Source organism: Streptomyces sp. NPDC087845, assembly GCF_044742755.1.
Lineage (GTDB): Bacteria > Actinomycetota > Actinomycetes > Streptomycetales > Streptomycetaceae > Streptomyces.
The window spans coordinates 1-13,099 of record NZ_JBIUVC010000037.1; the positions used below are offsets into that span (position 1 = coordinate 1).

General features: G+C 70.1%; 8 protein-coding genes. 3 read left to right on the forward strand and 5 right to left on the reverse strand.

Annotated features, from left to right (window positions below; genetic code table 11):
- Positions 1-155 precede the first annotated feature (155 nt).
- Positions 156-5,177: an NAD-glutamate dehydrogenase gene (locus ACIOMQ_RS40775; RefSeq protein WP_362209386.1), complete on the reverse strand. Its 5,022-nt coding sequence runs from the start codon at positions 5,175-5,177 to the stop codon at positions 156-158.
- Positions 5,178-5,567: 390 nt separating this feature from the next.
- Between ACIOMQ_RS40775 and ACIOMQ_RS40780 the strand changes: the two genes are divergently transcribed.
- Positions 5,568-6,137, forward strand: a complete 570-nt coding sequence (locus ACIOMQ_RS40780; protein WP_362209383.1) for a DJ-1/PfpI family protein — start codon at positions 5,568-5,570, stop codon at positions 6,135-6,137.
- A 17-nt stretch (positions 6,138-6,154) separates the two neighbouring features.
- On the opposite strand, the gene ACIOMQ_RS40785 is transcribed toward ACIOMQ_RS40780, so the two are convergent.
- A complete protein-coding gene (locus tag ACIOMQ_RS40785) occupies positions 6,155-6,826 on the reverse strand; it encodes an HAD hydrolase-like protein (protein WP_362209379.1) in 672 nt (223 codons plus the stop codon).
- 159 nt (positions 6,827-6,985) lie between these two features.
- The gene (locus ACIOMQ_RS40790) at positions 6,986-7,492 is read right to left on the reverse strand and encodes a DUF6912 family protein (protein ID WP_362209377.1); all 507 of its coding nucleotides are present in this window, start codon (positions 7,490-7,492) and stop codon (positions 6,986-6,988) included.
- Between the two features lie 290 nt (positions 7,493-7,782).
- On the opposite strand from ACIOMQ_RS40790, the gene ACIOMQ_RS40795 reads away from it, so the two are divergent.
- On the forward strand, positions 7,783-8,208 hold the full coding sequence (locus ACIOMQ_RS40795; RefSeq protein ID WP_362209375.1) for an Rv3235 family protein: 426 nt from the start codon (positions 7,783-7,785) through the stop codon (positions 8,206-8,208).
- Positions 8,209-8,408: 200 nt separating this feature from the next.
- Here ACIOMQ_RS40795 and ACIOMQ_RS40800 read toward each other — a convergent pair whose 3' ends face one another.
- Together ACIOMQ_RS40800 and secA are read right to left on the reverse strand one after the other, a co-directional pair.
- Positions 8,409-9,092 carry a tyrosine-protein phosphatase gene (locus tag ACIOMQ_RS40800; RefSeq protein ID WP_402192773.1) on the reverse strand — a complete coding sequence of 228 codons (684 nt, stop codon included), beginning with the start codon at positions 9,090-9,092 and terminating at the stop codon, positions 8,409-8,411.
- 283 nt (positions 9,093-9,375) lie between these two features.
- Positions 9,376-12,195, reverse strand: coding sequence for a preprotein translocase subunit SecA (gene secA / locus ACIOMQ_RS40805; protein ID WP_362209370.1), 2,820 nt, complete (start codon positions 12,193-12,195; stop codon positions 9,376-9,378).
- Between the two features lie 240 nt (positions 12,196-12,435).
- Between secA and ACIOMQ_RS40810 the strand changes: the two genes are divergently transcribed.
- On the forward strand, positions 12,436-13,011 hold the full coding sequence (locus ACIOMQ_RS40810; protein WP_362209367.1) for a GNAT family N-acetyltransferase: 576 nt from the start codon (positions 12,436-12,438) through the stop codon (positions 13,009-13,011).
- The last annotated feature ends 88 nt before the right edge of the window (positions 13,012-13,099 follow it).

Consider the following 13,099-nt stretch of genomic DNA (forward strand, 5'->3'; position numbering starts at 1 on the left):
GGGCCCGGCGGGGGGCGGCTTGGGGCCGGTCCGGCCCGCTGGCCTCCGGCCAGGCGCGGTCCGGCCAGGCGATGGGGTCCCGGCCGGTCCAGCCCCGCGGGGGGCCGGCGGGTCCGTTCCCGTCCCGCCCCGCCCCGCCCCGCCCTCGCGCTCTCCTACGCGTGCGTACGCAGCAACGTCCGCATCGTCCGCATGGCCACCGACAGATTCGCCAGGTCGAACGAGTCCGACCCCTGAATCTCCTCAAGCGTGGAGCGCGACCGGGTGAGGATCGCCGCGTTCTTCTCCTCCCACGCCTGGAAGCGCTCCTCCGGTGTCGAGGTCCCGTTGCCCACGGACAGCACATCCGCGGTGAGCGCGGCGTGCGCCGAGTACAGGTCCTCGCGGATGGACGCCCGGGCCATGGACTGCCAGCGGTCGGCCCGCGGCAGTTCGATGATCCGGTCCATCAGCTGGGTGATGCCCAGCCGGTCCGCGAGGTCGTAGTACACCTCGGCGACGGAGAGCGGGTCCTTGCCGGTGCGGTCCGCGATCGCCACGATGTCCAGCGTCGGGAAGGCGGAGGAGAACCCGGCGACCCGCTGGGCCAGCTCGCCCGGGACACCCGCCTCGGTGAGCTCGTCCAGGATCGACCGGTACCACTCCAGGTCGGCGCCCATCAGCATCTTGGGCAGCTGGGCCCAGACCTGCTCGACGCCCGCCTTGAAGAAGTCGATCGTCCCGGCGATCTCCAGCGGCTGCGGCCGGTTGCCGAGCAGCCAGCGCGAACCGCGCTCGACGAGCCGGCGCGAGTGCAGCCGGATCCTGGTCTGCACATCGGCGGCGACCTTGTTGTCGAGCGCCTCGACGGCGTCCCACACCTGGCCGAGGCCGAAGATCTCGCGGGCCGCGAACTGCGCCCGCACGACCTCCTCGATCGAGGCTCCGGTCTCTTCGCGCAGCCGGTGCAGGAAGGTCGAACCACCGCTGTTGACGGTGTCGTTGACCAGCACCGTGGTGATGATCTCGCGACGCAGCGCGTGCCCGTCGACCGCCTCGGGGAACTGCTCGCGCAGTTGCTGCGGGAAGTAGGCGTGCAGCAGCTTCTGCAGGTGCGGGTCGTCCGGCAGGCTGGTCCGGATCAGCTCCCGGGCCGCCGTGATCTTCGTGTAGGCGAGCAGCACGGCCAGTTCGGGCTGGCTGAGCCCCTTGCCGGCGTTCAGCAGTTCGCGGATCTGCCGGTCGGCGGGCAGGAACTCCAGCCCGCGGTCGAGGTCCCCGTCGCGGCCCAGCCGGCGCATGAAGCGCTGGTGGGCGTGGAGCAGGGAGGGCGACTGGGCCGTGGCGTTGGCGAGCGCCACGTTCTGCGCGTAGTTGTTGCGCAGCACCAGACGGCCGATCTCGTCGGTCATCTCGGCGAGCAGCTTGTTGCGCTGCTTGACGGTCATGTCGCCGTCCCGGACCAGGCCGTTGAGCAGGATCTTGATGTTCACCTCGTGGTCGGAGGTGTCCACACCGGCGCTGTTGTCGATCGCGTCGGTGTTGATCCGGCCGCCGCCCCGGGCGAACTCGATCCGGCCGAGCTGGGTGGCACCCAGGTTGCCGCCCTCGCCGACGACCTTGGCCCGCAGGTCCTGGCCGTTGACGCGGATCGCGTCGTTGGCCTTGTCGCCGACATCCGCGTTCGACTCCGCGGAGGACTTGATGTACGTACCGATGCCGCCGTTCCACAGCAGGTCGACGCGGGCCTTGAGGATGGTCTGCATCAGCTCGGCGGGCGTCATCTTGGTGACCCGGGACTCGATGCCGAGCGCCTCGCGGATGTGCGCGTTGATCGGGATGGACTTGGCGCTGCGCGGGTGGATTCCGCCGCCCGCGGAGAGCAGTTCCTTGTTGTAGTCGGCCCAGGAGCTGCGCGGCAGGTCGAAGAGGCGGCGCCGCTCGGCGTACGAGGTGGCGGCGTCCGGATCGGGGTCGATGAAGATGTGCCGGTGGTCGAAGGCGGCGACGAGCCGGATGTGCTCGGAGAGCAGCATGCCGTTGCCGAACACGTCGCCCGACATGTCACCGACGCCGACGACGGTGAAGTCCTCGGTCTGGGTGTCGTGGCCGAGCTCGCGGAAGTGCCGCTCGACGGACTCCCAGGCCCCGCGGGCGGTGATGCCCATGCCCTTGTGGTCGTACCCGGCGGAGCCGCCGGAGGCGAACGCGTCGCCGAGCCAGAAGCCGTACGAGACGGCGACCTCGTTGGCGATGTCGGAGAACTTCGCGGTGCCCTTGTCCGCGGCGACGACCAGGTAGGTGTCGTCCTCGTCGTGACGGACGACCTCCCTGGGCGGCACGACCTCGCCTGCCACCATGTTGTCGGTGATGTCGAGCAGCGCCGAGATGAAGGTGCGGTAGGAGGCGATGCCCTCGGCCATCCAGGCGTCGCGGTCGACGGCCGGGTCGGGGAGCTGCTTGGCGACGAAGCCGCCCTTGGCGCCGACCGGCACGATGACGGTGTTCTTCACCATCTGGGCCTTGACCAGGCCGAGGATCTCCGTACGGAAGTCCTCTCGCCGGTCCGACCAGCGCAGACCGCCTCGGGCGACCTTGCCGAAGCGCAGGTGCACGCCCTCGACACGCGGTGAGTACACCCAGATCTCGAACGCCGGGCGGGGCGCCGGCAGGTCCGGGATGGACTGCGGGTCGAACTTCATCGAGACGTAGCCGTGCGGCTTGCCGTCGTCCGACATCTGGAAGAAGTTGGTGCGCAGGGTGGCCTTGATGACGGTGAGGAAGGACCGCAGGATCCGGTCCTCGTCGAGCGAGGCGACCTGGTCCAGGGCCCCGTCCAGCTCTTCGAGGAGCCCGTCGGTCAGCTCGGTGCCGGCGCTCTGCCGGTCCGGGGACATCCGCGCCTCGAAGAGCGAGACCAGCAGCCGGGTGGTGTGGACGTTGTTGCGGAGAGTGCTCTCCATGTAGTCCTGGCTGAAGGTCGACCCGGCCTGGCGCAGGTACTTCGCGTAGGCGCGCAGCACCATCGCCTGCCGCCAGTTCAGCCCGGCGCCCAGCACGAGCGAGTTGAAGCCGTCGTTCTCGGCCTCACCGGTCCACACGGCCGCGAAGGCGCTCTGGAAGCGGTCGCGGGCATCGTCGGCGAGGTAGTTGCCGCTGCCGTTGGTCTGCGGCATCCGCAGACCGAAGTCGTAGATCCAGGCGTGTGTACGGTCCGTGCAGCGCAGCTCGTACGGACGCTCGTCGACGACCTCGACACCGAGCCGCTGGAGCGCCGGGAGGACGGCGGAGAGGGAGACCTGCTCGCCGGTCCGGTAGATCTTGAAGCGGCGCTCGCCGGGGCCGGCGCCGACCGGCTCGTACAGGCTGAGGGCGAAGTCCTTCTCGTCCTTCTTGAGGGCTTCGAGGTGGACCAGGTCGGCCACGGCCGCGCGCGGCGTGTGATCGGCCTTGTAGCCCTCGGGGAACGAGTGGCCGTACTGGCGCAGCAGCTCGGCGGCGCGCTCCTCGCCGCACTCGGCGCCCAGTGCCTCCTGGAAGCCGTCGGCCCAGGAGCGGGCGGCCTCGACGAGCCGCGCCTCGATGCGGTCGGCCTCGGCGTCGGTGAGGTCGGGCAGCTCGGTGCCGGGTGCGACCCGGACGACGAAGTGCAGCCGGGAGAGGATCGACTCGGTGTTCCAGGCGGTGAAGTCGACGCTGGTGCCGCCCAGTTCCTCCTTGAGGATGTCGATCAGGCGGAGCCGCACACCGGTGGTGTAGCGGTCGCGCGGCAGGTAGACGATCGCGGAGTAGTAGCGCCCGTACTCGTCCTGACGCAGGTAGAGCCGCAGCCGGCGGCGCTCCTGGAGGTACAGCACGGAGGTGACGACGGAGCGCAGCTGGTCGACGGGCGTCTGGAAGAGATCGTCGCGCGGGTACGTCTCCAGAATCTGGAGGAGGTCGCGGCCGTCGTGGCTCTTGGGCGAGAAGCCCGCGCCGTCCAGCACCTCGGCGACCTTGCGGCGGATGACGGGCACCCGGCGCACGGACTCGGTGTAGGCGGCGGAAGAGAACAGCCCGAGGAAGCGGCGCTCACCGACGACGTTGCCGTCGGCGTCGAACTTCTTCACGCCGACGTAGTCGAGGTAGCTGGGGCGGTGGACGGTCGCCCGGCTGTTCGCCTTGGTGAGAACGAGGAGCTTGCGCTCGCGGGCCTTGGCGCGGGCGTCGGCGGGCAGCCGGTCGAAGGACGGGCTGACGGGGTGCGCCTCGTCGACGCTGTGGTGCGGGTCGGAGCGCAGGATGCCGAGGCCGGTGCCGGGGACGGCGGCCAGCGCGTCGCTGTCCTTCAGCTCGTACTCGCGGTAGCCGAGGAAGGTGAAGTGGTCGGCGGCGAGCCAGCGCAGCAGTTCCCTGGCCTCGTTGACCTCCTCGTCGGCGAGGTCGTCGAGCGGCTCGCCGGGCAGGTCGTCGGCGATGCGCAGCGCGGCTTCGCGCATCTTCTCCCAGTCCTCGACGGTCTCCCGTACGTCGGACAGCACGCGGAGCAGGTCGGCGGCGATCTGCTGGAGGTCGGAGCGGTCGGTCTCGCGGTCGATCTCGACGTGGATCCAGGACTCGACGAGCGCGTCGTGGGGCAGCTCGGTCGTGCCGCCCTTCTTGCCGTCCTTGCGGTCCTGGGTGCTCGCCTGGGTTCCGTTGCCCTCGGCGAGGACCTCGATGAGCTTGCCGGTGACATCGCGGCGCACGACGACCTGCGGGTGGATCACGGCGTGGATGCCGCGCCCCTGCCGGGACAGCTCGTTGGTGACGGAGTCGACCAGGAACGGCATGTCGTCGGTGACGACCTCGACGACGGAGTGGCTGCACGTCCAGCCGTTCTCCTCGACGGTCGGGGTGTGCACCCGGACGTTCGCCGTGCCCTGCGGGCGGTTCTCCGCGAGCCGGTAGTGCGAGGAGGCTGCGCCGAAGACGTCGACGGGGTCGCGGCCCGCGATGTCCTCGGGAGCGGTGTGCAGGTAGTAGCGCTGGAGGTAGGCGAGGAGTGCGTCCTGCCCGGGACGCTCCTGCCCGGCCCCGGTGCCGCCGGCTCCGGGGGCCGCAACACGCACCGGGTGGGTACCGCCCGGGCCGCCGACACCACCGCCCGGGCTGTTGTCAGCTACCTTGGCGGCCCGTGCGAGCAGCTCGGCCTTGGCTTCGTCCAGCTTGGTCTGCATGTCCTCTGGCTCCTGTCGCGCGCCGTTGCGTGACGTAGGTGTAAAAAACGACGTACCGCCACGACACGGGGTATCCGGTCTGAGTCGACGCTATGCCGCTATGAGAGATGCCCGGGACCATATTGGCCATTCTTGGCAGTCGGTCCTGGCTGTGAGGATCAGTGACGGCCCGGGTGCTGTCGCACTCCGGGCGCAGGCCGGGGGCTTCGCTGCCCCCGAGGCGTATCGCGCTGATCACGGGGTCCAGGCTATCTCGCCCGCCCCCGTAGCCGTCACGAGCCGTATGTGTACAAAAGATGGTCCCGAAGTTTGACACTCTGGACAGCGCGTCGGCCCGTCTTGCCGCACTCTGGTAGTCGGAACAGGCCGACGAACCGTGGGAGCCCCGCCATGGCACCGAAGATCCTGATCGTCACCGGCGACGCCGCCGAGTCCCTGGAAGTCCTCTATCCGTACCAGCGGCTGCGCGAGGAGGGATACGACGTCCACATCGCGGCGCCCGCCCGCAAGACGCTCCGCTTCGTGGTCCACGACTTCGAGCCCGGCTTCGACACGTACACCGAGAAGCCCGGCTACACCTGGCCCGCCGACCTGGCCTTCTCCGAGGTCGACGCCGGAGACTACGTGGCCCTGGTCGTCCCGGGCGGCCGGGCCCCCGAGTATCTGCGCAACGACGCGGAGCTGCGCAAGATCCTCAAGGCGTTCTTCGACTCGGACCGGCCGGTGGCCCAGATCTGCCACGGCCCGCTGATGACGGCGGCGGTCGGCGCGCTGGCCGGCCGGCGCGTCACCGCGTACCCCGCGCTGGAGCTCGACATGCAGGCGGCGGGCGCCACCTTCGAGGACCACGAGGCGGTGGTCGACGGCACACTGATCTCGTCCCGCGCGTGGCCGGACCATTCGGCATGGATGCGCGAATTCCTGAAGGTGCTGCGCACCAAGGCGCCGGTGACCGCCTGACGGCGCCCGCGAGGGCCTTATCCAGCCATCCGCCCGGCGAGGTCGGCGGCCTCGGCGAGGCTGTCCACCACCGGCACCCCGGCCGATTCCAGGCTGGCCCTGCTGTGCGATCCACCGGTGTAGAGCACGGCCTTCGCACCGACGTGGGCGGCGGCCACGGCGTCGTCCACCGCATCGCCGATGACCACGGTGCGTTCCGGGGATATCCCGTCCAGCGCGGCGATGTGGCGTTCCATGTGCCGCGCCTTGCTGCCGCCGGAGGGCCCGGTCCGCCCGTCGACCCGCAGGAAGTGCCGTTCGATGCCGTACCCCCGCACCACCGGGATCAGCTGGTCGTGGCCGTACATGCTCAGGAGGGACTGGCTGCCCCCGCCCAGCTGCCATTGGGAGAGGAGTTCCTCGGCCCCTTCGGTGAGCCCGCAGGCGGCCCGCTGCTCGGTGTAGTACCGGTGGAATATCCCGTCCATCCGCTCCCACTCGGCCTCCGTGGGCAGCCGGCCCATCAGCCGTTCGTAGAAGCGCGGGATGGGGATGCAGTACATCTCGCGGTACTGCTCCAGCGTGATCGGCTCCAGGCCGACCTCACCGAACGCGGCGTTCGTCGCGCCGACGACCGCGGCGTTGTCGTCGAGCAGTGTGCCGTTCCAGTCCCAGACCAGATGCGTGCGGTGCTTCCCATGCGTCCCCATGCCGAAGAAAATACCCGCCGGGTACGACAGCGGTCGCGGCAACGGCTCGAATGACAAGGACGGCCGGGGCAGAGCCGGAGCCGGAGCAGGGGCAACGAGGCAAGGGCAGGGGCAGGGGCAGTGAGGCGGCGTCCGGCACCGCCGCCTCGCCCGCCCGCCTCATCCGATCAGGTTCGGGATCTCCTGGATGCCGAACCACAGCAGCTCGTGGTCCTCGGCGCCGTCCACGGTGAACTGCGCGTCGTCGTCACCGAGGTCCGCCGCACCCAGCGCGGCCGCGGCGGCCGTGACGTCCTTCTCCGCGTCGTCGGCGTCGACATGCACGGCGGCGGCCGCCGTCAGCGGTACGGAGGACGGGATCCGCACCTCGCCGAGCGCCGACGCGTCGAGGCTGCGGTCCGGATCGGCCACGGCCGCACCGTCCGGCACGTCGACGGCGAGGACGACCCGTCGGCGGGCCGCGTCGGGGTTCCCGGCGATCAGGCGCAGCGAGGCGGAGGCGGCCCGGTTGAGCGCCGCGTACTCCAGCTCCTCGATGTCGTCGGAGACGTACCACTCGCGCAGTCCGGGAGTCACCGCGTAGGCGGTCAGCGGACCGGGACCGATCTCGCCCGCCTGGTGCGCCGCTGCGAGACCGGGGAGCGTCAGGGGGACGTACACGCGCATGGCTGGCCGCTTTCGTAGTCGGAAACGCCCTCAGGATACGTGCGACGTCCCCCTTTGGGGTTACGTGCACCACTGCCGCCCCGTCCACCCGGCAACCGGCTGTCACCCTCCCCGCGCCTGCCTCGCGCCCCGCACAGCACCCGCCGCATCACCCGGATAGGTGATTCCTGGCGTTCGCTTCCGGCGCCTCACCGGCGCTTGCGGCCGCTCCGCCGTCGCCGTAGAAGATCCCCAGCAGAAGTTACCGCCCGGTATTCGGCCGGGCCTCTGAAGCACGGGGGCAATGAGCGATGAGCACGAACAGGACCCGGCCCACCGGACGGCACGACGGGCGCAGGCCCGCGGCCGTACCACCGCAGCGCACGAGGACTCCCCGGCGCGTCCGCCCCCACCACTGGTTCGCCGAGCGCCTCCTGGCGGTTCTCAGCGGCCAGCGCCCGGTGCACTGGATGCTCGGACACACCATCGGCGAGGCCTACGACCAACTGGCCGAACTGGCCCCTCGCACCCCGCTCAGGGCCCGCGGCGCCCGCCCCGTGATCCGCATGTGCCACGGTGCCCAGCCGGCCCCGGGGGTGGTGGAGGCGTGCGCCAGCATCGCGGCGGGCGAACAGGTGAGGGCCATGGCCTTCCGTCTGGAACAGGGCACAGACCTCCGCTGGCGCTGCGCGGCGGTGGAGCTGGGCGGCGAACGTCTGGAGACCGCACCCCGGTGAACTCCCCCGCCGGCTCCGCGTGCCCCCTGGGTCGGCACGCCCCGGCGCCCCCTCCGGCCCCGCTCCTTCGGCGCCGGAGGAGCGGGGGCCGGACAGATCGCCCGACACCGGCCGGATGCCCCCGCACACAGCCGGATCACGGGACCGCCAGATGTTCCGGCCCCTCACCCCGGGCATGCCCGGGGTGTCGCTGGACCGCGTCAGGTCAAGGCGGTGTGCAGCGCCCGCAGCTCGGCTTCCTCGGCGCCGTGCGCCAGGAGATAGTCGGGCACGGACCCGTAGTGGCCGCGGATCCAGATCATGGCGTGGAGCAGGTGGGTCCGGGTGACCGGGTGGGTGCCGTGTCCGGCCTGCGACACGGCCGAAGCCCCGGTGAGCCCCAGGGCGGTGTTCGAGCGGAGGAAGTCTTCCGTGATCTCCGCTTCGGAGGCGTTCAGAAGGGTCTGAAGGACGGCGACGGTCACACCGGTGCGGTCCTTGCCCGAGGCGCAGTGGACGAGCGCGGGCAGGGCTCCAGGAACGATGAGCCGGCGGATGACCGCAACCGTCGAACGCCCGGCATGCTCGGCCATGGCGGGGTAGAGCTCTCGTTGGTCCTCGGGCCAGCGCTGCTCGACGAAGAGCGGAAAGTGGCTGTGCTCGCAGCCGAGGTCGTGACGCCGGTCGGGTCTGGCCGCCACCTCCGGCGCACTGCGCAGGTCGATCACGCTGCGCAGACCGAGTCCAGCCAGGTACCTCGCGCCTTCCGGCGGCATGGCATCCAGGGCACCGGAGCGGTAGAGAACCCCGCGGGGAAGGGAACCGATGCCTCCCGCGTCGCGGAAGTTCCGGACGCCCGGGACGTCATTGCACGCGCAGTCGCTCCGGTCAGTACGTGTGATCACCAAACGAATATATGAGATCCGGCCCGGCGAACCGGTACCGCGCGCACCGCTCCCGCGCAGCGGCCCGCCCGCCCGCGCCGGGCCCCACCAGCACAACCCGGCCCCGGCTCCGGTCCTGCACGCCCCACGACCTCGTCCCACGCCCTCGCCCCGGGCCGCCCCCGGGCCGAGCCGGGCCGCCCCCGGGCCGAGCCCAAAAAAAGCCGGGGCCGAGCACCCGCAAAAGGTGCCCGACCCCGGCCGAATCCGACCGCCGCCGACGAAGACGCCGGCGACGCCACCGCTACTTCTTGCGGCGCCGCCCGCCCCCGCCGTTCTTCTGCGCCTTGCGCCGCTCCGCCCGAGTCAGCCCGTCCGTCTCCGACGTGCCTCCACCGTCACCGCTGGAGAAGTCGCCCTCGACGACCCCGCCCTCCCCGTCCACCGTGGGAGCGGAGAAGTGCAGCCGGTCCGGACGCTGCGGAGCGTCGAGCCCCTTGGCCCGGATCTCCGGACGCGCCGCCGGCACGAGGTCCTCCTTGGCGAGCGAGGTCCGCTCGGCCTCGTCCTGCACCGGAACCTCCTCGACCTGCTGCTCGACCTGGACCTCCAGGTTGAACAGGTAGCCGACGGACTCCTCCTTGATGCCCTCCATCATGGCGTTGAACATGTCGAAGCCCTCCCGCTGGTACTCGACCAGCGGGTCCTTCTGCGCCATGGCACGCAGGCCGATGCCCTCCTGGAGGTAGTCCATCTCGTAGAGGTGCTCACGCCACTTGCGGTCCAGGACGGACAGCACGACACGCCGCTCCAGCTCACGCATGATGTCCGAGCCGAGCTGCTTCTCGCGCGCCTCGTACTGCTCGTGGATGTCGTCCTTGATGGACTCACCGATGAACTCGGCGGTGATCCCCGCGCGGTCGCCGGCCGCCTCCTCCAGCTCCTCGACGGTGACCTTCACCGGGTAGAGCTGCTTGAACGCACCCCACAGCCGGTCCAGGTCCCACTCCTCGGCGAAGCCCTCGGCGGTCTCCTGACGGATGTAGTCGTCGATGGTGTCGTCCATGAAGTGGCGGATCTGGTCCTGCAGATCCTCGCCCTCAAGGACCCGGCGGCGCTCGCCGTAGATGACCTCGCGCTGCCGGTTGAGCACCTCGTCGTACTTCAGGACGTTCTTGCGCGTCTCGAAGTTCTGCTGCTCGACCTGCGACTGGGCCGACGCGATCGCCCTCGTCACCATCTTGTTCTCGATCGGCACATCGTCCGGCACGTTGGCCATCGACATGACGCGCTCGACCATCTGCGCCTTGAACAACCGCATCAGGTCGTCACCGAGCGACAGGTAGAAGCGGGACTCGCCCGGGTCGCCCTGACGGCCGGAACGACCGCGCAGCTGGTTGTCGATGCGCCGCGACTCGTGCCGCTCGGTGCCCAGGACGTAGAGCCCGCCGAGCTCCTTGACCTCCTCGAACTCCGCCTTCACGGCCTGCTCGGCCTTCTCCAGCGCGGCGGGCAGCGCCGCCGCCCACTCCTCGACGTGCTCGACCGGGTCGAGGCCGCGCTGGCGCAGCTCCGCCTCGGCGAGGTCGTCGGGGTTGCCGCCGAGCTTGATGTCGGTGCCTCGTCCGGCCATGTTCGTCGCGACGGTGACCGCGCCCTTGCGGCCGGCCTGGGCGACGATCGTCGCCTCACGGTCGTGCTGCTTGGCGTTGAGGACCTCGTGCTGCACACCGCGCTTGGAGAGCTGCTGCGAGAGGTACTCGGACTTCTCGACCGAGGTGGTGCCGACCAGGATCGGCTGGCCCTTCTCGTGCTTCTCGGCGATGTCGTCGACGACCGCCGCGAACTTCGCGACCTCGGTGCGGTAGATCAGGTCCGACTGGTCGGCACGGACCATCGGCCGGTTGGTCGGGATCGGCACCACACCGAGCTTGTAGATCTGGTGGAACTCGGCGGCCTCGGTCATCGCCGTACCGGTCATGCCGGAGAGCTTGCTGTAGAGGCGGAAGAAGTTCTGCAGGGTGATCGTGGCGAGCGTCTGGTTCTCGTCCTTGATGTCCACCCCTTCCTTCGCCTCGATCGCCTGGTGCATGCCCTCGTTGTAGCGGCGGCCGGCGAGGATACGGCCGGTGTGCTCGTCGACGATCATGACTTCGCCGTCGATGACGACGTAGTCCTTGTCCTTCTTGAAGAGTTCCTTGGCCTTGATGGCGTTGTTGAGGTACCCGACGAGGGGGGTGTTCACCGACTCGTAGAGGTTCTCGATGCCGAGCCAGTCCTCGACCTTCGAGACACCGGGCTCGTGGATGGCGACGGTCCGCTTCTTCTCGTCGACCTCGTAGTCGCCGGTCTCCTCGATGCCCTTGAGCGGGTTGCCCGCCTCGCCCTTGGTCAGACGCGTGACCAGCTTGGCGAAGTCGCCGTACCACTTGGTGGCCTGGTCGGCCGGGCCGGAGATGATCAGCGGCGTACGGGCCTCGTCGACGAGGATCGAGTCGACCTCGTCGACCACGGCGAAGTTGTGCCCGCGCTGGACGAGCTCGTCCGCGGACCACGCCATGTTGTCGCGGAGGTAGTCGAAGCCGAATTCGTTGTTCGTGCCGTACGTGATGTCACAGGCGTACTGCTCACGGCGCTGGGCCGGCGTCATGTTGGCGATGATGCAGCCGACGGACAGGCCCAGGAACTTGTGGACCCGGCCCATCATCTCGGAGTCGCGCTCGGCCAGATAGTCATTGACCGTGATCAGGTGCACGCCCTTGCCGGAGAGCGCGTTGAGATACGCCGGCAGGGTGCCGACCAGGGTCTTGCCCTCGCCGGTCTTCATCTCGGCCACATAGCCGAGGTGCAGGGCTGCGCCGCCCATCATCTGGACGTCGTAGTGTCGCTGTCCGAGGACCCGCTTGGCGGCCTCACGGACGGTCGCGAATGCTTCGGGGAGCAGGTCGTCCAGGCTCTCGCCGTCCGCGTACCGTTCCTTGTACTCGTCGGTGAGCGCCCGCAGCTCGGCGTCGGAGAGGTTGACGAAGTCCTCTTCGATGGAGCTGACCTGGTCCGCGATGCGGTGCAGTTTGCGCAGGATCTTGCCTTCGCCTGCACGCATGAGCTTGTTGAAGACGGACACTGAGGCTGGTCTCCTTGCCGGTCGGGCCTGGCACTGGGTCGTGTTAAGGACTCTGGCGCGGGCACGGCAGGTGGGCCCCACCGCAACGGCCATCGTAAGCGAGGACCCCGCCGCGTCGGGAGGGCTGCCGCCGCGTGGGCTCCACCCGTCCCTTCCCAGTCAACGGCCGGGGAGTGCCGAAGGTGCCGGGAAGTCCGAAAAGTGTTCGCTTCTCAACCGGCGCCTCACCAGAATCCGTACATGGAGCCGATCACCCTCACCACCGAGCGCCTGCTGCTGCGCCCCTTCACGAGCGGCGACACGGACGGGATCCTCGCCGCCTGCCAGGACCCGGACATCCAGCGCTGGACGGTCGTGCCCTCCCCGTACGGGCGCGCCGACGCCGAGTTCTTCACGGAGAAGCTGTCCCCCGGCGGCTGGGACGACGACTCCATGTACAACTTCGCGGTGGTCCTGCGCGAGAGCGGGGCCCTGGCGGGCGCGCTCGGCATCAATCGCCGCAATCTTCCGGGCACGTACGAGGTGGGCTTCTGGACCGCCGCCGAGCACCGGGGCCGCGGCTACACGGCGGAGGCGGTGCTGTGCGCCGCCCGCTGGACCTTCGCCTCGCTCGGCGGCGACCGGCTGGAATGGCGGGCCGAGGTCGGCAACGTCCCCTCGCGTGCCGTGGCGCTGCGGACGGGATTCCGGATGGAGGGCGAGCAGCGCTCGGCACTGTTCAACAAGGGCGTACGACGCGACACCTGGATCGGCGCGCTGCTCCCGTCCGACCTCGGTCTGCCGGGCACCTGCGCGTACCTGCCCGCAGCCACCTGACTCCCGGCCGCCCGCCACCCGGCGGCGCCTGCGCGGTCACCGGTCGGTGAACTCCCCGACCGGTTGTCGGTGCCGCCGTCTAGGGTGC